The 21,209-nt window shown below is 74.1% G+C and carries 23 protein-coding genes; 10 read left to right on the top strand and 13 right to left on the bottom strand.

Annotated features, from left to right (window positions below):
• Nucleotides 1-55: 55 nt before the first annotated feature.
• Nucleotides 56-325 (bottom strand): GlsB/YeaQ/YmgE family stress response membrane protein, encoded by a 270-nt coding sequence (locus ACWDD9_RS12360; RefSeq protein ID WP_049651509.1) that lies wholly within the window; start codon nucleotides 323-325, stop codon nucleotides 56-58.
• A 271-nt stretch (nucleotides 326-596) separates the two neighbouring features.
• Here ACWDD9_RS12360 and ACWDD9_RS12355 point away from each other — a divergent pair, with 271 nt between their 5' ends.
• Nucleotides 597-962 carry a hypothetical protein gene (locus tag ACWDD9_RS12355; RefSeq protein WP_049651510.1) on the top strand — a complete coding sequence of 122 codons (366 nt, stop codon included), beginning with the start codon at nucleotides 597-599 and terminating at the stop codon, nucleotides 960-962.
• A gap of 60 nt (nucleotides 963-1,022) precedes the next feature.
• Here ACWDD9_RS12355 and ACWDD9_RS12350 read toward each other — a convergent pair whose 3' ends face one another.
• Nucleotides 1,023-1,823 (bottom strand): HEAT repeat domain-containing protein, encoded by an 801-nt coding sequence (locus ACWDD9_RS12350; protein WP_449811555.1) that lies wholly within the window; start codon nucleotides 1,821-1,823, stop codon nucleotides 1,023-1,025.
• A 96-nt stretch (nucleotides 1,824-1,919) separates the two neighbouring features.
• Entirely contained in the window at nucleotides 1,920-2,633 is a 714-nt protein-coding gene (locus ACWDD9_RS12345; RefSeq protein WP_449811554.1) for a TetR/AcrR family transcriptional regulator, read from the bottom strand.
• Between the two features lie 137 nt (nucleotides 2,634-2,770).
• Between ACWDD9_RS12345 and ACWDD9_RS12340 the strand changes: the two genes are divergently transcribed.
• Nucleotides 2,771-3,970, top strand: coding sequence for an FAD-dependent monooxygenase (locus ACWDD9_RS12340; protein WP_117493018.1), 1,200 nt, complete (start codon nucleotides 2,771-2,773; stop codon nucleotides 3,968-3,970).
• 40 nt (nucleotides 3,971-4,010) lie between these two features.
• Here the strand turns inward: ACWDD9_RS12340 and ACWDD9_RS12335 are convergent, their stop codons facing one another.
• Nucleotides 4,011-6,020: a hypothetical protein gene (locus ACWDD9_RS12335; RefSeq protein ID WP_449811553.1), complete on the bottom strand. Its 2,010-nt coding sequence runs from the start codon at nucleotides 6,018-6,020 to the stop codon at nucleotides 4,011-4,013.
• Nucleotides 6,021-6,160: 140 nt separating this feature from the next.
• On the opposite strand from ACWDD9_RS12335, the gene ACWDD9_RS12330 reads away from it, so the two are divergent.
• The 3 genes from ACWDD9_RS12330 to ACWDD9_RS12320 all read left to right on the top strand — a co-directional run bounded on the left by ACWDD9_RS12330 (nucleotide 6,161) and on the right by ACWDD9_RS12320 (nucleotide 8,855).
• Entirely contained in the window at nucleotides 6,161-7,102 is a 942-nt protein-coding gene (locus tag ACWDD9_RS12330; protein WP_449811552.1) for a substrate-binding domain-containing protein, read from the top strand.
• A gap of 313 nt (nucleotides 7,103-7,415) precedes the next feature.
• A complete protein-coding gene (locus ACWDD9_RS12325; protein WP_241853098.1) occupies nucleotides 7,416-8,042 on the top strand; it encodes a CBS domain-containing protein in 627 nt (208 codons plus the stop codon).
• A gap of 162 nt (nucleotides 8,043-8,204) precedes the next feature.
• A complete protein-coding gene (locus tag ACWDD9_RS12320) occupies nucleotides 8,205-8,855 on the top strand; it encodes a beta-glucanase (protein WP_449811551.1) in 651 nt (216 codons plus the stop codon).
• Between the two features lie 50 nt (nucleotides 8,856-8,905).
• On the opposite strand, the gene ACWDD9_RS12315 is transcribed toward ACWDD9_RS12320, so the two are convergent.
• A complete protein-coding gene (locus ACWDD9_RS12315; protein ID WP_388046547.1) occupies nucleotides 8,906-9,445 on the bottom strand; it encodes a hypothetical protein in 540 nt (179 codons plus the stop codon).
• A 152-nt stretch (nucleotides 9,446-9,597) separates the two neighbouring features.
• Between ACWDD9_RS12315 and ACWDD9_RS12310 the strand changes: the two genes are divergently transcribed.
• Entirely contained in the window at nucleotides 9,598-9,969 is a 372-nt protein-coding gene (locus tag ACWDD9_RS12310; protein WP_449811550.1) for an SHOCT domain-containing protein, read from the top strand.
• A gap of 120 nt (nucleotides 9,970-10,089) precedes the next feature.
• Here ACWDD9_RS12310 and ACWDD9_RS12305 read toward each other — a convergent pair whose 3' ends face one another.
• On the bottom strand, nucleotides 10,090-10,500 hold the full coding sequence (locus tag ACWDD9_RS12305) for an organic hydroperoxide resistance protein (RefSeq protein WP_049658109.1): 411 nt from the start codon (nucleotides 10,498-10,500) through the stop codon (nucleotides 10,090-10,092).
• Nucleotides 10,501-10,734: 234 nt separating this feature from the next.
• On the opposite strand from ACWDD9_RS12305, the gene ACWDD9_RS12300 reads away from it, so the two are divergent.
• From ACWDD9_RS12300 to ACWDD9_RS12290, 3 genes are all read left to right on the top strand, one after another.
• The gene (locus tag ACWDD9_RS12300; RefSeq protein ID WP_049658111.1) at nucleotides 10,735-11,208 is read left to right on the top strand and encodes a MarR family winged helix-turn-helix transcriptional regulator; all 474 of its coding nucleotides are present in this window, start codon (nucleotides 10,735-10,737) and stop codon (nucleotides 11,206-11,208) included.
• A 325-nt stretch (nucleotides 11,209-11,533) separates the two neighbouring features.
• Nucleotides 11,534-12,106 carry an RNA polymerase sigma factor gene (locus ACWDD9_RS12295; RefSeq protein ID WP_049658113.1) on the top strand — a complete coding sequence of 191 codons (573 nt, stop codon included), beginning with the start codon at nucleotides 11,534-11,536 and terminating at the stop codon, nucleotides 12,104-12,106.
• A gap of 323 nt (nucleotides 12,107-12,429) precedes the next feature.
• Nucleotides 12,430-12,942, top strand: a complete 513-nt coding sequence (locus tag ACWDD9_RS12290) for a hypothetical protein (protein WP_449811549.1) — start codon at nucleotides 12,430-12,432, stop codon at nucleotides 12,940-12,942.
• Between the two features lie 69 nt (nucleotides 12,943-13,011).
• On the opposite strand, the gene ACWDD9_RS12285 is transcribed toward ACWDD9_RS12290, so the two are convergent.
• The 3 genes from ACWDD9_RS12285 to ACWDD9_RS12275 all read right to left on the bottom strand — a co-directional run bounded on the left by ACWDD9_RS12285 (nucleotide 13,012) and on the right by ACWDD9_RS12275 (nucleotide 16,175).
• Entirely contained in the window at nucleotides 13,012-13,680 is a 669-nt protein-coding gene (locus ACWDD9_RS12285; RefSeq protein WP_449811548.1) for a GAP family protein, read from the bottom strand.
• A gap of 210 nt (nucleotides 13,681-13,890) precedes the next feature.
• On the bottom strand, nucleotides 13,891-15,303 hold the full coding sequence (argG, locus tag ACWDD9_RS12280; protein ID WP_049652841.1) for an argininosuccinate synthase: 1,413 nt from the start codon (nucleotides 15,301-15,303) through the stop codon (nucleotides 13,891-13,893).
• Nucleotides 15,304-15,515: 212 nt separating this feature from the next.
• Nucleotides 15,516-16,175: a rhomboid-like protein gene (locus ACWDD9_RS12275; protein WP_241853085.1), complete on the bottom strand. Its 660-nt coding sequence runs from the start codon at nucleotides 16,173-16,175 to the stop codon at nucleotides 15,516-15,518.
• A gap of 241 nt (nucleotides 16,176-16,416) precedes the next feature.
• Between ACWDD9_RS12275 and ACWDD9_RS12270 the strand changes: the two genes are divergently transcribed.
• Nucleotides 16,417-17,256 (top strand): rhomboid-like protein, encoded by an 840-nt coding sequence (locus ACWDD9_RS12270; protein ID WP_449811547.1) that lies wholly within the window; start codon nucleotides 16,417-16,419, stop codon nucleotides 17,254-17,256.
• On the opposite strand, the gene ACWDD9_RS12265 is transcribed toward ACWDD9_RS12270, so the two are convergent.
• The 4 genes from ACWDD9_RS12265 to ACWDD9_RS12250 all read right to left on the bottom strand — a co-directional run bounded on the left by ACWDD9_RS12265 (nucleotide 17,217) and on the right by ACWDD9_RS12250 (nucleotide 21,205).
• Nucleotides 17,217-18,104: a YhjD/YihY/BrkB family envelope integrity protein gene (locus ACWDD9_RS12265; RefSeq protein WP_079272594.1), complete on the bottom strand. Its 888-nt coding sequence runs from the start codon at nucleotides 18,102-18,104 to the stop codon at nucleotides 17,217-17,219. The two genes, ACWDD9_RS12270 and ACWDD9_RS12265, sit on opposite strands and share 40 nt — an antisense overlap.
• 274 nt (nucleotides 18,105-18,378) lie before the next feature.
• Nucleotides 18,379-18,759 (bottom strand): VOC family protein, encoded by a 381-nt coding sequence (locus ACWDD9_RS12260; RefSeq protein ID WP_380737163.1) that lies wholly within the window; start codon nucleotides 18,757-18,759, stop codon nucleotides 18,379-18,381.
• Between the two features lie 101 nt (nucleotides 18,760-18,860).
• Nucleotides 18,861-20,018 (bottom strand): methyltransferase, encoded by a 1,158-nt coding sequence (locus tag ACWDD9_RS12255; RefSeq protein ID WP_449811546.1) that lies wholly within the window; start codon nucleotides 20,016-20,018, stop codon nucleotides 18,861-18,863.
• 284 nt (nucleotides 20,019-20,302) lie between these two features.
• Nucleotides 20,303-21,205 carry an STM4011 family radical SAM protein gene (locus ACWDD9_RS12250; protein WP_449811545.1) on the bottom strand — a complete coding sequence of 301 codons (903 nt, stop codon included), beginning with the start codon at nucleotides 21,203-21,205 and terminating at the stop codon, nucleotides 20,303-20,305.
• Nucleotides 21,206-21,209: the final 4 nt, after the last annotated feature.

Raw genomic sequence — 21,209 nt, 5'->3', positions numbered from 1 at the left:
CCGGCCGGCTGGTCGGCCGGCGGGTCGGCCGGTCCGGGTGCCGGGGGTCGGCCGGTCAGCGGTTCTGGTGGGACTTCGTCCACGCGGGCGCGACGAAGGCCACCAGGGCGACGGCGAAGGCCAGTTGCAGGATGTGCCGGATCCAGTCGATGCCCGAGGTGTGGCGGACGCCGATCCAGCCGGAGACGGCGTTGCCGAGCCAGGCTCCGGCCGCGCCGAGCAGCATGGTCAGCCACCAGGGGATCGACTGCGGTCCACGCAGGATCAGTTTGGCGAGCACGCCCAGCACGAAGCCGATGAGCAGAATCCACAGGAGCTGGAACATCGCAGTCCACCTTCCGGGCGCTCCCGGGGCCGACGGCCCGGTGCGCCGAATCGCCGATGACGCGGTTCGTCCCATGATCACCCGGATCCGGCGAACGGGCATGTCGACGGGAGAGTGCGCAGGTCAGCCGCGTACCGGTGGAGCGCTCCCGGCGGGGAATGGGCGAGAACGCGCCGCAGGTCGGGCCGGAAAGTCGCTGTCCGTCATCGGCTCCGCACGGATAGGAATGGGCGGGACGCGGACGCGCCGCGTCACCGAGAGGAGCCGCCCCGTGATACGCCTTCGTTCCGCCGTCCTGACCCTGGGCTGTACCGCCGCCGCGCTGACCCTGACCATGGGGACGGCCCAGGCCGCGCCCGGTGACACCAGCACCAGCTGCTCCTCCTCGCTGACGCCGGGCGGCTTCGTGGACGTCCAGTGGTGGAACAGCGCCGGCTGCGGCTCCGGGTTCACCCCGAACACCAAGAAGATCATGCAGCTCACCGGCTACCCGGTCGGCACCGTGGTCAACGCCTGCGCCTCCACCTGGCCGCCGGCCGGCTGGACGATCGTCAGCACCTACTACGGCTCCGGCTGCAACTACTCGGCGGTGCCGAGCCTGGAGAAGAACTCCTGGCAGCTCAAGCGCGTCTCCTGACGGCGGCGCACCGGCCGGCGGAGTGCTGCTGCCCGTCCGGGGCGGGCCGCCGGCCGGGGCTCAGCTCTCCCTGACCGCCTCGACGGCCCCGCGGACCAGTGGGTCCGGATCGTCCGCCAGGCCGTCCAGCAGCTCGGCGACGCCCGGGGTCGACCAGCCGCCGACGGCCCAGACCAGGTCCGTCCGCACGCCCGGGTGCGGGTGGTCGGCCAGTCGGGCGAGCAGGTCCACCGGGCCGCGGCGGCGCAGCCCGAACCAGTGCAGGGCGGTGCGCAGTTCGTACGGGTCGCCGGGTTCGCCGGCCGCCGCGATCCGGGCCAGCAGCACCGGGACGGGCGGCGGCGGGCCGTCCAGCGGGTGCGGGTGGCGCTCGCGCAGCCGGCGGCTGCCGTACTCGCCGCGGATACGGCAGCCGAAACAGGTGCAGGGCCGGGTGCCGTGGGCGTCCGGGACGTAGCGCCAGCCGGTGGCCTGCGGCACGGCGCGGACCCGGTGCACCTCGCGGGCGCCCACCGCGCGCGGCAGGAAGACCTCCCAGCCGCGCGGGTCGGGCAGGGCGCCGATCCGCCGGACCGCCTCGGCGGCCCGCACCGGCCGCTGGGCGTCCAGGGCGCGGTCGCGGTAGTGCCCGGTCAGGACCTCCTGCCCGTCGTCCAGCCGGAGGTGCACCGCGACCAGTGCGCCCTTGGGGCCGAACCGGGCCAGCTCGCGCAGCCACTGGTGGGTCAGCGTGTACGAGGGCAGCACGGGGAAGCAGTACACCCCGCGTGCGCCGCCCTGGCCCCGGCTGTCGGCGCGGATCCCGGCGCGGCGGATGCGCGGCGCGTTCGCCGCGGCGGTCAGGTGCACGAACATCGCCATGGGGCGCGATCCTAGCGAGCGACCGGGTGGCCGGCCGAGCGGTTTTCCCGGGCCTCCGGTTCCTCGCCACCGGGCGATCCGGGGTGCTGCCGCGGGTCAGGCGCCGGCCGTGCGGCGGTCGATCAGGGCGGCCAGCCCGTCCAGGATGCGCTCCAGGCCGAACTCCAGCGCCTGGTCGCGGCCGTCGGGGTCGGCCATGGCGGCGGCGACCGCCGGGAAGCGGTCGGCGTTCTCCTGGACCACGGTGCCGAGGGCGGCGAGGAGTTCGGCCTCGGGGGTGTCGGCGGGGCCGGCGGCGCGGGACTGCGCGGCGATTCCGCGCACGTGCCCGGTGAGCAGGACGGCGGCGTCCATCCGTTCGGGGCCGGTCAGCCCGTGGCCGTCGAGCGCCGCCACCACCCGCTCCAGCCAGGCGAGTTCCCTCGGACCGAGCGCCCGCGCGCCGACGGTGGCGTCCAGCAGCCACGGGTGCCTGGCGAAGGACTCGGCCAAGTGGTGGGCCCAGGCGGTGAGTTGCTCCCGCCAGTCGGCACCCTCCGGTGCGTCCGGAGGCGCGTCGACGGCCGACTCGACCATCAGGGCGACGAGTTCGGCCTTGCCGGGGACGTAGCGGTAGAGCGACATCTTGGTGAAGTCGAGCAGCCCGGCCACCTTCTGCATGGAGACCGCGCCGAGCCCCTCCGCGTCGGCGACCTCGACCCCGGCCGCGGCGATCCGCTCCAGGCTGAGGGCCGGCTTCGGCCCGCGGGTGGGTTTGGGGGCCGGGCCCCAGAGCAGCCGCACCGTGTCGTTCGCCGCCTCGGCCATCATCCGCTCCCGTTCTGGGGTTCCGTTCGGGGCTTGCCGCCTGGGGGGTTGCCCTTCCCGCTCAACTGTGTCTACCGTACACAGCAACAAACAGTGTCCGCCAGACACAGTTTCACGATCCTCGGACGGAGTGGATTCCCATGAGCACCAAGGTCCTGATCTCGGGCGCGAGCATCGCCGGCCCCGCGCTCGCCCACTGGCTGGGCCGGTACGGCTTCGAGGTGACCGTGGTCGAGCTGGCCCCCGCGCTGCGCGACGGCGGCCAGGACGTCGACTTCCGCGGCCGCACCCACCTGACCGTGCTGGAGCGGATGGGCGTCCTGGAGGAGCTGCGTACGCTCGGCACCGGCGGCAGTCCGATGACCTTCGTCGGCCCCGACGGGCGCCAACTGCTGCACCTGCCCGCCGAGTTCGCCGGAGGTGACCTGGAGGTCCCGCGCGGGGAGCTGGCCCAGCTGCTCCACCGGCACAGCAGCGCCCGCGCCGAGTACGTCTTCGGCGACTCGATCACGGCGCTGGAGGAGACCCCGGACGGGGTCCGGGTCGCCTTCCGGCACGGGGCGCCGCGCGAGTTCGACCTGGTGATCGGCGCCGACGGGCTGCACTCCACCGTCCGCCGGCTCGCCTTCGGCCCCGAGCAGCGCTACGTCCGCCACCTCGGCTACTACGCGGCCACCTGGCAGCTGCCCAACGACCTCGGACTGCCCGTCGGCGGGGTCGGCCTCAACGTCCCCGGCCGGCTGATGTCCGTCGGCGCCGACCATCGCGACCCGAGCCGGGCCGGTGCGTTCTGCCTCTTCGCCTCGCCCGAACTGCGCTACGACCGCCACGACCCGGCGCGGCAGAAGGAACTGGTCCGGGCCGCCTTCGCGGGCCTCGGCTGGCGGGTGCCGCAGCTGCTGGAGAGCCTGGACGCCGCCCCCGAACCGTACTTCGACTCGATCAGTCGCGCCGACGTGCCCGCCTGGTCGACCGGTCGGATCGCCCTGATCGGCGACGCCGCCTGCGGCGCGACCATCGGCGGCATGGGCACCGGGACGGCGGTGGTGGCCGCGTACGTCCTGGCGGGCGAGCTGGCCCGCGCCCGCGGCGACCACCGGGCCGCCTTCGCGCGGTACGAGCACCTCCTGCGCGGCTACGCGCAGGGCTGCCAGAAGGGCGGCGACCGCACCGGTCCGTTCCTCGCGCCGCGCACGGCCACCGGGCTGCGGTTCCGCAACGCGCTGCTCAACCGGCGCTGGGCGCTGGAGAAGATGCTGGAGCTGGGCAAGCAGGTCAGCAGCGTCGAACTGCCCGACTACGAGCGGGAGCTGTCCCGTCGGCCGCGGGCCGCGGCCTGAACGGGAGCGCTCGGGGTGGAACGGAGACGGGGCGCGGGGCTCAGTGCGGTGGGTCGATCCGGGCGCCGTTGTCGAGCAGCGCCTCCACCTGGACGGCCGCGCGGGCGGGGCGTTCGACGGCCAGGGTGCGGTCCGGCGCGGGCCGGTCGGCGGACCAGCCCGAACCCTTGACGGTGAGCCGGGTGACCCGGCGGCTGCCCGCCGCGAGCACGAACTCCGTCCCGTGCGGGGAACGCCACCAGGTCCAGGCCACGGCGTCCCGCTCGAAGCGGCCGCAGGCCCGGCCCGGTCCGCCGCCGGTGCGCTGCGCGCCGCGGGCGCCCGGCAGGACGACGGCGGTGGCCGCACTGCCCGCGCCGTCCCAGCGGTCGGCGCGCAGGCAGACCCAGGAGGCCGAGCCCGCGTTCTGCGGCAGCGGCTGGACGGCGAAGGCCCAGAGGTTCAGCTGTTTGACGCCCGGTGTGCCGTCGGGAACGGCGCAGCCGGCCCGGGACCAGGCCTGCAGCGCGTCCTGGGCGGTCGCCTCGCGCGGTTCGCGGTCGGCCTGGGCGCGGTCGGCTTGCGTGCGGTCGGCCTGGGCTCGGTCGGGTGGTGAGCCGTCCGGCAGGGGGCGCTCCGGTGGCGGGGCGTAGGTGAGGTGTGCGGGGATCAGGCCGCCCAGGTCGGCCAGCAGGAAGGCGGACCTCTCGGCCTTCTCGGCGACCACGGGGGACGAGTGCAGCTGGAGCAGGGTGGCGCCCTGGCAGTCGGCGGGCCCGCCGGCCGGGGCCGGGGAGGTGAGGCCGTCGGGGTGGTCCAACGGGCGGGCGGGGGTGTCGGGCCGGTCGATCCGGCGGGTCTCGGCGGAGTCCACCCAGGGCGCCAGCAGGTACCGGACGGTGGCGCCCTGACGGCGCAGGACCACCGCGCCGGCCGTGGTCGGGTCCGCGTCGTCGGCCCGGGCGAGGTCCAGGTCTCCGCTGTCCCGACCGCCCTGACCGTTCTGGCTGTCGGTGTAGCGGGCGATCCGCTCGCCGTCGGAGAACACCACCACACCGGTGCCGTCCACCGTCCCGGCGAACAGCAGGTGCGGCGCGGGCGCGGCGGGCGGGCCGGCGTCCGTACCCGGCTCGGCATGGGTCCGGCTGCCGGGCCGGGCCCAGGCGGCCAGGGCGCGGCCGAGCAGCGCGCCGTCCTCGCGCCGCTCGCCACGGGCGGGCCAGGCGGTGAAGTCGACCCGGCTGGTGTGCTGCCAGGCGTCGGGGGTGACCCGGACCAGGTGGGACGGGTCTGGGTCGGCGCCCGCGAGCGGCACCGTCGTCGGACGGCCGGGCGCCGCCGGGTGCGAACCGCCCAGCACGCCCGCCGTGGTGGTGAGGCCGAGCACGCCGACCGCGAGCGCGGCCGTCAGCGTACGGCGCCGGCGCAGCAGGTCGGTGGGCTGCACCCGGACGGCGCAGGGGTCGAAGGCGGGCGGCAGTGGATCCGGACCGGACGGCACCTGCCCGGCCACGGCCACCGCCACCGCCGGGTGCGCCACTCCGGCCTGCCGTAGCACCTCGGCGGCCCGCTCGATGCTCAGCCCCTCGACCGTCCGCAGGGCGAAGGCCGCCCTGGCCGGGGCGGAGAGCGCGGCGAGCGCGTGGTCGAGTTCCGCGTCCCCCTCGCCGCCGTGCGGGGTGAACAGCCGCAGGCCCCAGACCCGGGGCGTGAGGAGACGGGCGGCCGGGCGGGGCCGGAGCGCGGCGCGCAGCACCCGCAGGCGCAGCGCGGCGTAGGCCGGGTCGTCTGCGGCGTCCGTGCCTTCCGGAGCGTCGGAGGGCCCGGGCCCGGGCGCGGACGGTCGGACGGCGGTTCGGTCCGTGCGGGCCCAGCGGGTGGGCAGGGCGCGCTGGACGGCGCAGTGGGCGGCGAGCACCCGGGTGTGCCGGTCACGGTCGGCCGGCAGCGCCAGGTAGGCGAGCCGGACCAGCCGTCGGTAATGGCGCACCAGCGAGGCCTCCGCCAGGGCCACCGGGCGCGCCGCGACATCCCGGCGCAGCGCGGCCGTGCTCACCGTCCGTACTGCCAAGGGGCCCTCCCGGGAGCCGTACCGCTGTCGTGGTGGACGGTCCAACGAGTCGATCATGTGATGGTTGCGCCGTCCGGGGTGATCGGCGGGCATATGACGGACGTGCGGCGCGCCACCGCTGGAAGAACGTCCGGCGAGCGATGGCGGCCCGCCCGGTGCCGACCCGCCGACGCCGGCCGCCGCCGACCTGGTCGGCGTGGGCGCCCCGGCTCTACAGCTGGGACGCCCGGGGATCCAGCACGATCACGCCTAAGACCGGGGCCTCCGAGATCTTCCGGCCGACCAACACCCGGAGCGCCCTCAACGCCCTGGCGTTCAACACCAGCGGAACGGTCGACTTCGCCCGGCTGAGCAGGCCGCCGCAGCAGGGCGACCCGACCTGGATCGACTTCGTCCCGTTCGTGAGGGATGCGGTGACCTGGGCGGCCCCGGCGGGCGGCAACGCACCAAAGAACCTGACGACCGCCGATCTGCGGTGGATCTACTCCTGCGATATCACCAACTGGCGGCAGATCGACCCGAGCCTTCCGGACGCGACGATCAGGCCCGTGGTACCCGGTGTCCACGTCTCGGACCCCGCCACGCTTCGGTCGTCCTACCTCTCCGACGAGATGACCGCCTTCGCGGCCGCCGCCTCCCCGAACGGCGATCCGGGCACCTTCTACGCGGGCCCGTGCGTGACCTCCGGCGTCGCCGAGGACCAGGGGGAGGACGCGGTCCTGCACGACCCGAACGCGATCGTCCCGTACTCGGTCGGCCGCTGGGTCGGACAGGTCACCGGCGGTCACCGGAAGCCGGGCGACGACCCGGGAGTGCTCGTGCCGCAGTCCCTGGACGGAACGGCGCCCACGGTCGACGGCGGGACCAACCCGGCCTTCCTGACGACCTGGCACGGCCGGACCCTCTACCTCGGGGTGCGGGACGGCGACTGGACGAGTGTCGACGCGCAGGGACGGGCGCTGCGGGCCGTGTTCGGTCGGAACGGCTGGTTCTGCACCTCCCCGGCGGCCGCGGCGGCCGTCCGGAGCCACGGGTTCCTGCGGGTGCCCGTCTTCGTCTGCGGGGCGACCACGCACGCCTGACGGCGTCGTTCCCACGGCTGCCCCGGTCGGGGCGTGGTGCCGGTGCCCAGTGGGGGCGTGGTGCCGGGCTGTGGTGCCGGTGTCCGGTCGGGGCATGGTGCCGGGGCTCGGTCGGGGCTTGGTCGGGGCGTGGTGTCGGGGCCGTGTCAGCAGGTCGGGGCACAAGGTCCCGCCCGTTCGGCCCCTTGGCCCCTGGCGGTCGCGGCCGTTACGGGCGATGCTGCCGGTACCGGCCGGGACGATCCGCGTCCGGTCGGACCAGCATCGTTGGACGAGGTGAACCGGCGTGCGGCATGCCACCGTCGAATCCGTGATGACCAGCCCCGTGGTCCTGGTCTCGCCCGAGACCGGATTCCGGGAGATCGTGACGCTGCTGAGCGAGTACGACATCACCGGCGTACCGGTGGTGGACCCGGAAGGGCGACCGCTCGGCGTGGTCTCGGAGGCCGACCTGCTGCGCACCCTGGCCGCGCAGGAGGACCCGGCCAGCCTGCTGCCCGCGCCCGAGTCGGCGCAGGCGGGCCCGGACGGCGAGGTGACCGCGGCCGACCTGATGACGGCGCAGCCGGTCTGCACCACGCCCGGCACCAGCGTGGTCGCGGCGGCCCGGCTGATGAGCCGGCACGGCCTGAAGCGGCTGCCGGTGCTGGACGAGGAGGGGCGGGTCGTCGGCATGGTCAGCCGCGGTGACCTGCTGCGGGTCTTCCTGCGCGAGGACATGGTGATCCGGCGGGAGATCGTCGAGGAGGTGCTCGGCCGGATCGACGGGGTCAGCCCGGCGGAGATCGGGGTGGAGGTCACCCAGGGGCGGGTGGTGCTCAGCGGCACCGTGCCCGAGCAGCACCTGGTGCCGATCGTGCTCAACCTCTGCCGCTCGGTGGACGGGGTGGTGTCGGTGACCGACCGGCTCGGGGCCGGAGGCGCGGCTCCGGTCGGCTGACCTGCTCGGCGCCGACCCCTGACCGGCCGTACCGGTCCCGAATCGCACGTTCGTCCCGGACCCGAACGATCCACTTCGCATACTGCGGAGGGTATCGGGTAACTCACCCTGTGTGCCTGGCGGTGCGGACTGCCGGGACGCCAGCGCTCCGGGGAGGCGGCCGTGGCAGTCGTGTTCGACGCGGACTTCACTTCGACCAGGCAGTGGATCGCCGGGCGCAGCAGCGCCTATCCCCGGATGGGGCCGACCAACCGGAGCGACCACAAACTCGACTACCTCAGCCGCGACTACTGCCCCGACGGGCAGTTCACGGCGGTCAGGCGGCACAGTGGCGGGCTGTGGAGCTGCAGTCTGCTGACCACCGAGGGCAGTCCCGACGGCTTCCAGATCCGCGCCGGGGACGTGCTGTCGGCGAGCGTGACACTGCCGGTCGAGCTGGGTGCCTGGCCGGCGATCTGGACCTGGCGGGACGGCGGCAACGAGGTGGACGTCTTCGAGTACCACCCCGACAACCCGGACCTGCTGGAGATCTCCAACCACGTCCGCGGCGGCTTCCGGTACTGGCACGGTGCGAGCGCCGGGATCGGGCCGGGGGCCACCTTCGGCCTGCGGGTGGTGCTCGGCGCGAACTCGGTGGACTGGTACGTGGAGGACGAGCTGGTCTACGCGGACCTGCACGGGGTCGGGGCCGCGTGGCACGCGTACCTGATCGTCAACATGTCGGTGGCGGACGGGACGTATCACGACCGGCCGCCGTACGGCGGGCCGGACCGGCTGAGCTGGGTGTGCCACAGCCTCCAGGTCGAGCGCTGAGGGAGGCGGGGCGGGCGAGGGCGGGCGAGGGCGGGCGGGGGCGCCCGGGGCTACGGTTCGTGGGGCGCGAAGGAGGCGGTGATCGGGCCGCGGGGGGCGTAACCGCCGCGTGCGTCGACCGGGGTGAGCAGGCCGCGGGGGCCCTGCGAGCCGTACGGGTTGTGTGCGTCGTGTGGGGTGTGCGGGGCGTGCGGGTTGGAACGCTGGAACCAGATCGCCCGGCGGTACGGGCCGATGTGGGCCGGGTCGGCCACGTACAGGTCGTCGCGCGGGGCGCGCTCGTTGCCCGGGGCGAGCGCCGCGTCCACGGCGCGGTCGGCGATCGCGCGCAGCAGTGCGGTGGCGGTGGCCTCGGCGGCCGCCGGCGCGATGGCGAGGGCCGTGAGCTCGGCCCAGAGCGCGGTGGCGACGTAGCCGATCGGGGAGTGGCCGAGCGCCGGGTGGGGGCGCGGGTCCGGGTGGCGCCGCAGCACCCCGGCGGCGACGAGCTGCTCGGGGGAGCGGTCGTCCTCCGGCGGGTGGAAGGCCATGGACGGCTGGTGAGCCGTGGGCCGCTGGGGGTGGAACGCGGGCGGCGGATGGTGGGTCACCAGTGGCACGCTACCCCGGTGGGGCCGGGGAACGGTTGCCGGAACGTTTTCTCAGCCCGCCCTCACACCGCTTTCACCACCGACGGGAGCACGATGGTGGTAGGCGCTGCTCACCTCGGCGGGCCCCGACGGGGCCGGAGGAGGAGGTCCTGATGAGGTACTGGCACGGGCACGGCCACTACGTGGGTGGCTGGGGCATGGGGCTGATGGCGTTCGGGACGCTGATGTTCCTGGTGATCGTCGTCCTGCTCACCGTGGCCCTGTTCCGCTACGTAGCGCGCTCGCGGCAGCCGATCCCGCCCGGGCGGGCGGCACCCGGCGCCGGTGGATCCGGGGTGGGCGGTCCGCACGGCTGGGGCCCGCTGAGGCAAGGGGGCCAAGGGGGTCAGGGAGGGCAGGGAGGTCAGGGGGTGTCCCCGGAGCAGTTGCTCGCGGAGCGGTTCGCGCGGGGTGAGATCGACGCGGAGGAGTACCGGCACCGACTGGACACGCTGCGTTCGGCGAACGGGCCGGGAGGCGACTGAGCCCAGGGAGGACGGACCGGGCCCGCCGCAGTTTCGCGTGCGGCGGGCCCGGTCCGTCGGTGGGGCGGTCGGAGGGCGCTCGGGGTGCTCTTCCCCCGGGGCGCTCCTTCTCGGGGGTGCTTACTCGACGACCAGCTCGACCGGGATGTTGCCCCGGGTGGCACGGGAGTACGGGCACACCTGGTGCGCCTGCTTGACCAGCAGCTCGCCGGTCTCGCCCGCGAGGGACTCGGGCAGCTCGACGCGCAGTACGACGGCGAGGGCGAAGCCGGCCTCGTCCTTGCCGATGGACACCTCGGCGGTCACCGAGACCTCGCTGGTGTCCACCCGGGCCTGGCGGCCGACCAGGCCGAGGGCGCTGGCGAAGCAGGCGGCGTAGCCGGCGGCGAAGAGCTGCTCCGGGTTGGTGCCCTGGCCGCTGCCACCGAGCGCGGGCGGCATGGCCAGCGCGAGGTCCAGCTGTCCGTCGGAGCTGACGGCGCGGCCCTCCCGGCCGTTGGCGGTGGCGGCTGCGGTGTAGAGCGCGTCCATGGTGGCTTCCCCTTCGGGTCCTGGGTGTTCCTGCGGTCGGTTGTCCGGTCGGTTGCCGGCCCGGTGTGCTGGGCGGCGGCCGCTCGGTCGTTGCTGCGGTGGTGCGGTGGTGCGGTGGTGCGGTGGTGCGGTGGTGCGGTGGTGCGGTGGTGCGGTGGTGCGTTGCGACAAGTAGAGCACGCAATTCAATTGTGCACAACTAAATGGCGCGATGGTGATCGGTACCATGGGCTCATGACGACTCACCCCGGCATGGCGGACGAGGAGCTGCTCCGCCTCGACCAGCAGATCTGCTTCTCGCTCAACGCGGCCTCCCGCGCCTTCGGCGGCGTGTACCGGGTGCTGCTGCGGGACCTCGGGCTGACCTATCCGCAGTACCTGGTCATGCTGGTGCTGTGGGAGGAGGGCGAGCTGCCCGTCAAGCGGATCGGCGAGCGGCTGCGGCTGGACTCCGGGACGCTCTCCCCGCTGCTCAAGCGCCTGGAGGCGGCCGGGCTGGTGCGCCGCGAGCGGAGCCCGGAGGACGAGCGGTCGGTCACCGTCCGCCTGACCCCCGAGGGGTCGGCGCTGCGCGAGCGGGCCGGGCAGGTTCCGCGTCGGCTGCTCGCGGCGACCGGGCTGCCGGTCGAGGATCTGGTCGCACTGCGCGGGCTGCTGGAGCGGGTGACCGCCACGCTGGATGCGGCGGAGGTGGAGCCGGCGCCGTAGGGGGTTTGGCTCCTGAGGGAGTGGGGGCCGCTTTGCGGGGTGGGGTCCGCAGGGTTGCGGGGATGGTGCGGGTGGTGCCGTAGGGCTTGTCAAGCGGCACCCTCGCACACTGTGATCTGGGTCACGTTGCGAGTCTTCCGGCTGGGTGCGCGAGGGTGAAGCGGCAGGTCAGCCGCACTGTTCAAAAGTGAACGGAAACGTTCGGCAATTGTCTGCCCGATCCGGTCAACATCCCGGACCTCCCGGACGGTTACACCACGAGCCCCAAGGGGCCGTCGGCGTGCCACCAGGCGGGCCGGCCAGCCGACCACGAAAGGGGGGTCGCGTGAGCACTCCCGGGCCGGGCGAGGAGCGGGGTCTGCGAGCCGACCCGCTCGGCGACCTGCCGAACGACTTCGAGGCCTTCTTCACCCGCGAGAACTCCGGCTACCTCCGCTACGCCCAGCAGCGCCTGCGGCACCGTGAGGATGCCCAGGACGCCGTCCAGAACGCGGGCACCACGCTCTACAAGAACTGGCGCCGGGCCCTGGCCAGCCCCGATCCGCAGGCCTTCGCCTTCAAGATCGTCAAGGACGCGGTGGTGGACGTCATGCGCGAGCGCCGGCGCACCGAACGCAAGCGGCTGCGGGTGATCGCCCAGCGCCGCCCCGACACCAGCCAGGACGAGCTGAACGAACTCGCCGAGCTGGACGCCCTGGACTGGGCGATGGAGGAACTCGCGCGGGCCGCACCCGTCCAGGCCGACGTGGTCCGGCTGCGCCAGGCGGGGCTGTCGTACCACGACATCGGACGGTCCCTCGGCATCGCGCACACCACCGCCCGTACCTACTACAGCCTCGGGCGGCGTCACCTGGAGTACCTCCTGGAGCACCAGGACGACGGCGGGGCGCAGACATGAGGGTCGTGGACCTGCTGCGTGCGCACGCCGTCGAGCTGGAGCGGGAGTTTGACGACCACGATCCGGTGGACTTCACCCGCCGGCTGGCCGAGCGGCTCGCCGCCGCCCGGCGGACCGCCCCGGCGGTGCGCGAACGCCCCGCCAGGCCGCCCGCCGGGGCCCGGCCACCGCACGCTCCGCTTTCGGGGCCGAGCCCGGGGGCGGCAGCGGGGGCGGGTTCAGGGCTCGGCGCGGGAGCGGGGGCCGGAGCCGGTCCCGGCCTGCGGTCGGGCTCCGGTTCGGGGGCGGGATCCGGTCCAGGCTCGGGTTCCGGTCCGGGGTCGGTGCCGGGGCAGTCCCGGTGGGCCGGGGGACGGGCGGAGCTGCGGCGCGACCTGCGGCACCTGTGCGCGGGGGTGGCGGGCGCGGTCGAGCCGGGGGAGCTGGCCCTGGACCTCGAACTCGCCGAGAAGACCGCCTTCCGGACCCTCGGCTGCCTGCTGTACGGCATGGGCCGTGCGGCGGACGGCGTCTTCTGGTGGCGGATAGCCGCCCAGTACGGGGACCAGCTGGCCGTGCACTGCCTGGCCGTGCACTACACCGCCGAGGGCGAACGGTGCGACGCGGCCCGCTGGGCCGCCCAGGCCCAGGACCTCAGCGCTCCGGGCCGGCTGCCGGAGCTGGCGCCCGACGTCCGGCCGGGCGGGGCGGCGGAGCTGGCGCGGGTGCTGGCGGAGCGCTATGACGGCGAGATCCTGCTGACGGTACGGGAGGCGGTGGCGGCGCGGCCGACGGCCGACCCTGGGCGGTTGGGCGTCCGGGCCGTGCGGGGGCGGGGGGTGGTACGGATCCGGTGACGGAGACGGGGTTGGTAGGGAAGCGGGCCGGCCCGAGGGGTGGCCGGTCGGGGTCGGGTAGGCGGGGGTTCACGTGAGCCCGGAGACGGCGTCGCCCAGGTACTCGGCGCCGAGCAGCAGTGGGACGGTGATCATGATCGCCGCGCTGTGCGTGGCCGTCCAGGCGCGCCACTCGCCGAGGGTGTGTCGTGCCTGGGCGCTGCCCCGGAGGTGCGCCACGAGCGGCAGCAGGGTGCCCAACGAACCGAGCAGCACCATCAGGGCGGCGGCCACCGTCTTCTCCCCGCCGCCGGTCGGCGCGGCGGCGATGGAGGCGGCGCCGCCGACGGCCGGGACCAGGGTCTTCGGGTGGGCGATGACCAGGACCACGGCGAGACCGGCGGACCGGGCGGCGGTCAGCCGGTCGATCGAGAGCAGCCAGGCCGGTGGCGCGGTCACCCGGCCGGGTCGCGGTCGTTCGCGCCACTGCCGGGCGGCCAGCAGGACGAGTACGGTGCCGAGGGCGAGCTTCAGCCAGGACGACCAGGTCGGTGTGGTGCGGGCGGGGTTCAACGCGGTGCCCGCGGCCACGACGGCGGCCGACACCGCGGCGAGGCCGAGCAGCCAGCCGGCCGTGAAGGCGAGCCCGTTGGCCCGGCCGCGCGGTGAGGCGAGGACCAGCAGGACGGCGATCAGCGGCAGCGGGCTGAGCGCGACCGCCACTGCGGAGGCCAGCATCGGGCCGATCGCTTCACCCATCCCCGGACCTGCCTTCCCGTCGCCGGGCGCCGTCCGCCATTCAGCTCCCGTCGGGCGGGCGGCGCACGGCCAGTGCCGCCGTTGGAGTGAGGGCGGGGACGGGTCGGGGGTCGGGGCTGGGGGTGGGAGCGGGCGGAGCGGAGGGGTGGAGAGCGGCCGAGGGCCGCCGCACCGTAGGGGTGCGACGGCCCTCCGCGGGCGTGAGGTGCGTCAGTCGGTGCCGGACTCGAGCGCCGCGTGGTCGAGCGCGTTCGGGTCCTCCTCGTCACCGTTGCCGGCGGCGATGGGAGCCGCGCCGCCCGGGGCGAGCTCGCCGATCAGGCCGCTCCACGGTGCCAGCTGGCCGTGCACCGCGTACTGCTCCAGCTTGCTGCGCGAGTCGGCGATGTCGAGGTTGCGCATGGTCAGCTGGCCGATGCGGTCGTCGGGGACGAACGCGGCGTCGACGCTGCGCTCCATCGACAGCTTCTCGGGGTGGTAGCTGAAGTTGGGGCCCTGGGTGTCGATGACCGAGTAGTCCTGGCCGCGCCGCAGCCGCAGGGTGACGCTGCCGGTGACCGGGTGGCCGATCCACCGCTGGATGCTGTCCCGGAGCATCAGCGACTGCGGGTCGAACCAGCGGCCCTCGTACAGCAGCCGGCCGAGCCGCCGTCCCTGGGTGTGGTACGTGGCGATGGTGTCCTCGTTGTGGATGGCGTTGAGCAGCCGCTCGTAGGCGATGTGCAGCAGCGCCATGCCGGGGGCCTCGTAGATGCCACGGCTCTTGGCCTCGATGATGCGGTTCTCGATCTGGTCCGACATGCCCAGACCGTGCCGGCCACCGATGGTGTTGGCCTCGTGGACCAGGTCGACGGCGCTGGCGAACTCCTGGCCGTTGATCCGGACCGGGCGGCCGAACTCGAACTCGACGGTGACGTCCTCGGTCTGGATCTCGACCGCCGGGTCCCAGAAGGCCACGCCCATGATCGGGCTGACGATCTCCAGGGAGGCGTCCAGGTACTCCAGCCGCTTGGCCTCGTGGGTGGCGCCCCAGATGTTGGCGTCGGTGGAGTAGGCCTTCTCGGCGGAGTCCCGGTACGGAAGGTCCCGCTCGGCGAGCCACTCGGACATCTCCTTGCGGCCGCCGAGCTGGTCGACGAACGCCTGGTCCAGCCACGGCTTGTAGATCCGCAGGTTGGGGTTGGCGAGCAGGCCGTAGCGGTAGAACCGCTCGATGTCGTTGCCCTTGTAGGTGGAGCCGTCGCCCCAGATGGAGACGCCGTCCTCCTGCATGGCGCGCACCAGCAGCGTGCCGGTCACAGCACGGCCGAGCGGGGTGGTGTTGAAGTACGTCTGCCCGGCGGAGCGGATGTGGAAGGCGCCGCAGGCGAGGGCGGCCAGGCCCTCCTCGACCAGCGCGGCCCGGCAGTCCACCAGCCGGGCCTGCTCGGCGCCGTACGCGCGGCCCCGGGCCGGGACGTCGGCGAGGTTCGGCTCGTCGTACTGGCCGATGTCGGCCGTGTAGGCGTAGGGGAAGGCACCGTGTTCGCGCATCCACGCTACGGCGACGGAGGTGTCCAACCCACCGGAGAATGCGATGCCGATCCGTTCACCGACCGGCAGCTTGCTCAAGACCTTCGACATGGATGCACCCTTGACCCGCGTGAGCGGGCCCCTGATCTAGCGATGTGTGACGGGATTCGGCGTAATCGATCCGATGCCCGAACTCTGGCATAGATTTGCAGAGTAATGCAAGAGCATACGGAGCCCCGGGTGGCGACGAGGGTTCTCCCGACTGCTGCGCGTCGACTGGCCCGTTGGTCAACTTGCTTGACTGGAGGGGTGGTTGGGGTGGATCAGGAGGCCGGTGCGGGCGCTCGGGTGCGCATCCAGACGGTGCGGGAGGCGAGGGCGCCCAGCCCGAGGGCGACGAGGTGGCCGGCGTCGGCCAGCTGCTGGTCCAGCGCCCAGGCGCCGGCGAGGGCCAGGGCGAGCGCCGGCAGGCCGTAACGGCGCAGCGGGCGCGGGCCGAGCGCGAGAAGGCAGGCGCCGGTGGCGACCAGGCCGTAGCTGATGCCCACGTCCCGGGCGCGGGAGAGTGCGCCCGGGATGCGGGCGGTCAGCATCACCCACATGGCGCCCTCGGTGAGCAGCGTGGCGCCCAGGTGCCCGAAGACGAAGACCGCACCGGCCCGGGCCGGACCCCAGCGCCACTCGGCCAGGCCCAGGACGGCGGCGACCGCCGCGATCCCCGCCCAGGCCGGAACCCCGTCGACCACCAGGCCGCTGGTGAACAGGGTCCACCACTTGCCCACTTCCATGTGATGGACGTTGCTGCTGTTGTGCCGGACGAACCGGGCCCGCTCGGCATGGCCCTGGCTCGCCAACCAGGAGGCCGTCACCGTCAGCAGTAGGACGTACGCCGTGGTGAGGCGCAGGCGGACGGCGGCTCTCAGCGCCGGGTGCCGGGGAGCAGCGGTGCTGGTCGGTGTCCTCGTCGCGAGGCGATCGCTCATCGTGCCTGGTGCCCTTGCTCGGCGGTTCCCGGTACCGGCCCCGCCCGGTACGTGGAGGGAAGGCGGCGACCGGGACGGTCCGAGCGCCAGCGTACGCGAGCGCCGTGGAGGCCGTCGGGGCCGGCGGCGGGGCGTGTGAGGTGGGCGGATTCCCGCGGGCTGCACAGGGACGGCGGGTGGCGGGTGGCGGCGAGGTCGGGCGGGGGCGAGGGTGAGGGGGAGGAGTGTCGAGGAGGCGCCGATGGCCGGCAGCACAGCCAGGGGCGCCAAGGCGCACCGGCGGCCCTGGTGGGCGCGTGCCGTCCACGCGGTGTGGGCCTATGTCCGGCGCGCGCCCGGTACCTACACCTGGCTGGCGGTCCTGCTCGTCACCACGCAGGTGATCCGGCACGTCGATCCGGCGACCGCGGACCGCATCCTGGAGCGGCGTTCGACCAACCTCCACCACCTCCAGGTGTCGCCGGTGCGTGTCCTGGTCACCAGCGCCCTGTGGATCGCGGGCGGCGGCTGGCCGTTCTACTTCCTGCTGTACAACCTCTTCCACGTGCCCGCCGAACGATGGCTCGGCACGTTGCGCTGGATCTCGGTGGCGGCGCTCGCGCACGTCGGCGCCACCTACCTCAGCGAGGGCGTGCTCGGCTGGGCGATCCACCGGGGGCTGGCCTCGCCGAGGGCCCTCTACACCCTGGACTACGGCGTCAGTTACGCGCTGGCCGGCGTGGTCGCGGTCCTCACCTACCTGATCGTGCGGCCCTGGCGGTACCTGTACGCGGTGGGAGTGCTGGCGGTCTACGGGCTGGGCGTGCAGCAGAGCCGGGACTACACGAGCATCGGCCACTTCAGCGCGGCGCTGATCGGGTTCGCCTGCTACCCGCTGACCCGGGACCGCCCGGGCTCCTTCGACCCGGTCGCCTCGGTCCGTGCGGTCTGTCGGCGGGTGCGCGGGCGGGCGGGCCGTCCGACGCCGTCGGCGCGTTCGTCGGTGTGGCGGGTATGGCGGGTATGGCGGGTGTGGCGGGTGACCGGTGCCGGGGCGGCTGGTCAGGTTCCGCGCCGCTCGGGGCCGGTCGGCCCCAGGTAGGCGCTGAGCGGCCTCTCCTGGGCCAGTACCGCGCCGGCCGTGATGGCGAAGGTGACGGCGATGCAGAAGGCGATCAGCCAGGACAGCACCATCAGCACCAGGCCCAGCGAGCCGTACTGGGCCAGTGAGCGGTTCAGTGCGATCGGCATGTAGATCCGGGCGGTCAGCGACATCGCGGTGGACGCGATGGCGGTGAGCAGCGCTCCCGGCACCAGGGACAACCAACGGATCCGTGCGCTCAACAGCAGACGGGCAGTCCACCACCAGACCAGGAAGGAGGCCGTGAAGGTCAGTGGCAGGCCCAGCCAGAGCCCGGCGCCGAAGCCGTTCCGCAGCACGCCCTGGAACAGCAGCACGACCACCCAGCAGGCGATCCACAGCAGCCACCGCCAGGCCGCGACCCTGGTGCCGGACTTCGGCAGCTGCCAGGCGTGTTCGCAGACCCGGGCGACCGCCCGACTGCAGCTCGTGCCGGACAGCAGTGCCATCAGCAGGCCGATGATCCCCGTGGTCTGCCGCAGGTCGCCGGGGCTGTACAGCGCCTGGCGCAGTTGCTCGGCGGAGGCGCCGGAGATGCCGAACAGCGAGCGCAGTGAGGAGTTCATCTGGTTCCGCACGCCCTCGGGGGCGAAGGCGGCCACGGCGAACAGGAGGGGGATGGAGGTCAGGAACAGCTGGGAGGCCATCCGGGTGGCGGAGTCCAGTAGGCCGGGGGAGAACAGGCGGGCGGTCAGCTCGGTGATCACCGGGAAGCGCCGCTCGGCCTCACTCCGTGCCCGCACGACCCGCATGCGGGCCAGGAGCAGCTGTTCCTTCCGGCGGCCGCGGGTGCCCCTCGGCAATCTCATCCCTCGGTCCTCCCGCATCCGGGCGGCGGTCCGCACCAGTCAAGGCGAGGCGGTGGCGGGCCGCCACCGGAGCGAGGCGTCCGGAGCGGCCGCGACCCGGGGGCGGCCGCTCCATCGGCGTGGCCGTTCTTCGTGTTCGGGCGGGTCCAGCCTGGGATGGCCATCCGACACCTGCCGCTGCTGCCCGGCCTGTTCCGTACGAGCGGGCCGGGCAGCGGCGCCGTGTCCGACGGGTGCGGTGCAGCGCTTGACGGGTGGGCCGGGTGCGGGACGGCTACTGGCCGACCCGCTGGGACATGCAGACGATGTTGCCTTCGCTGTCCTTGAACCAGGCCGCGCGCATACCCTCGCCCTCGGCGACCCCGTTGACGGTCTGCAGACCGGGGAAGTCGTACTCCTCGAAGGTGATGCCGCGGTCGCGGAGGCCGGCCATCTCGCCGTCGAGGTCGGCGACCTTGAAACTGGCGAGGGTGTGGGCGGCCTGTCCACCGCTGGGAGTGCGGTAGACGGTGAACTGGGTGCCGCCACAGTCGCAGACGAACTCCTCCTCACCTTCCTCGGCGAGCTTGAGGCCGAGGGTGTCGGTGTAGAAGGCCTTGGCGCGGGCGAGATCGGTGGCGGGGATGACTGCTTGCAGCGGAGCGTCTCCAAGCATGGTGTTTCGCCTCCTCTCTGTCACCAGGCTAGGGACGTGCGGGCCGGGTCGCCCGGTGGGCGCAGGGCTGCTTCGGGCTGTGTGCGGCAGGTCGCCGGGAGTCATGCGGGGGCCAGCCTCCAGAGCGAGGTGACCTCCGCGGCGCGGGCGGTGTGGAGGAGGGGGTCGGCCCGGTCGGGGGTGGTGGCCCTCGGGTGGCGGGGGACGGTGTCGAGGCGCCCGGTGACGCGCAGCCCGGTTCCGGAGACGGCACCGAGCAGATCGGCGCGGGAGCGCAGGCCGAGGTGTTCGGCGAGGTCGGAGAGGACGAGCCAGCCCTCGCCGCCGGGCAGCAGGCGGTCGGCCAGGCCGTCGAGGAAGCCGCAGAGCATGCGGCTGCCCGGGTCGTAGACGCCCTCGTCGAGTGCGGAGCTTGGCCGGCCGGGCAGCCACGGGGGATTGCAGACGACCAGGGCGGCCCGGCCGCGGCCGGGAGGGTAGAGGCCGGTGCCCGCGGTCTCGATGCGGTCGGCGAGACCGAGCCGGCGGGCGTTGTCGCGGGCGCAGGCGAGGGCGCGCGGGTTGGCGTCGGTGACCAGGACCTCGTGCAGGCCGCGCCGGGCGAGGAGCGCGGCGAGCACACCCGTGCCGGTGCCGAGGTCGTAGGCGGTGGGGCGGTCATGGGCGGCCGGCGGCAGCGGCGCCCGGGCGACGAGGTCGACGTACTCGCCGCGGACGGGTGAGAAGACCCCGTAGTGCGGGTGGATGCGGGCGCCGAGGGCCGGGACCTCGACGCCTCTGGTGCGCCACTGGTGGGCGCCGATCACACCCAGGAGCTCGCGCAGGGACACGATTCTGTTGTCAAGGAGCGGTCCGTAGGCCGCCCGGCAGGCCTCGCGGACGTCGGGCGCCCGGTGGAGCCGGACGCGATGATCCGCGCCGAGCGGTACCAGCAGCATGCCCAGGACGCGCGCGAGGCGGGCGCGCTCTCGACGGTGCTGCCGGAAGGCCTCGGCCGAGGAGCCGGGGGCGGATCGGGGCCGGCGCCGCTCGGCGCGGCGGCGCATGGCGTGCAGGAGGCGGAGCGCGCCGGGGTAGTCGCCCTGCCAGAGCAGGGCGGTGCCCTCGCAGGCCGACCGGTAGGCGGCCTCGGCGCGCAGGGTGTCGTCGGCGGCGATCAGGCGGCGCGGCAGGGGCGTGCCGTTCTCGCTGTGCCAGGGTGCGGGCAGGACGGAGGTGGTGGGCAGGGTGACGATTCTTGGCCGGTGGGTGTCGGACACCAGGGGTTCCTCGTGGTCGAACGTGCAAGGGGACACGAAGAGCACTTCGACGAGGAGGCGAGCAGCAGGCGCGTCGGGCCGTGGCGCCGCCGGGAGGGCGGGCGCGGGCGTCAGGCCGGGTGCGGCTCGCGCGTCGAAGCGCGAGCCGGGGTGTCACCGAGCACGAGGCCCGGCACGACGGCGAGCCGTATGCCACTGATCATCTGCGGGCCTCCCTTCCGAACCAGCTGGTCCTGCGCGGTTGTTCGTACGCTTTCACACAGAGTGGCCGACTGGCAACCGATTTATGACCGGCCCCCGGACCAGCCGTGCGGCACGCGCTCCAGCACACCCGCGCCGAACAGCTCGTACAGCGGCAGCGTCTCCAGGTGGACGTAGCCGATGTGGCAGTCGCAGACCGGCAACGGGCAGGCGCGCGGCAGCAGTTGCGTGCGGTAGCTGCCGTCGTAGAGGTTGCCGAGGACGTCCCGGACGAAGTGGCAGCGGCGCACGGTGCCGTCGCCGTCCACCGACAGCACGGACTCCCCGGTGCGGCACGGCAGCCCGGCGCTGGGGTGGGCGTGCCGGCTGTAGCCGAAGTGCGGGTCGACGGCGGCCCATTGGGCGGCCTCGGCGTCGGTGTAGCCGAGGCCCTCGGCGGCGTTGACCCACAGGTAGACGCCCTCGGGGAGCTCGGCGCGCAGCCGGCGGGCCTCGGCGAGGTGCTCGGGTTGGCCGACGACGCCGACGCTGTAGCGCACGCCGAGTGCGTCCAACTCCTGGCACTTGGCGAGGAAGCGCTCGCGGGTGACCTGGCCGGGGTGGAAGGTGACCCAGAGGGCGAGGGTGTCGAGGTCCGCCTCGGCGAGCCAGCCCGTGCGGCAGCTGAGGTTGGTCTGGATCGCGACCCGGCGGACGTGCGGCAGGCGGCTCAGCTCGACCAGCGCGCGGCGGTACCAGGACCGCACCAGCCCCTCGCCCCAGGGGGTGAACAGCAGCGACAGGGTGTCGCCGGTGCCCGCGCGCCCGGCGGCCCAGCCGGTGAAGCGCTCCAACGCGGCCCGGTCGGAGCGCAGTTGCTCCGGGCTGTCGCGCCGCTTGGCGAACGGGCAGTACGGGCAGTCGTAGTCGCAGGAGGCGAGCGGGCCGCGGTAGAGCAGGGTGAGGCTCCGCGCCCCGTCCTCCGGCAGCGGTGAGGCGGAAGGCATGCCG

This window comes from Kitasatospora sp. NPDC001119 (assembly GCF_053598475.1).
This window is presented reverse-complemented; position numbering and strand designations above follow the sequence as displayed.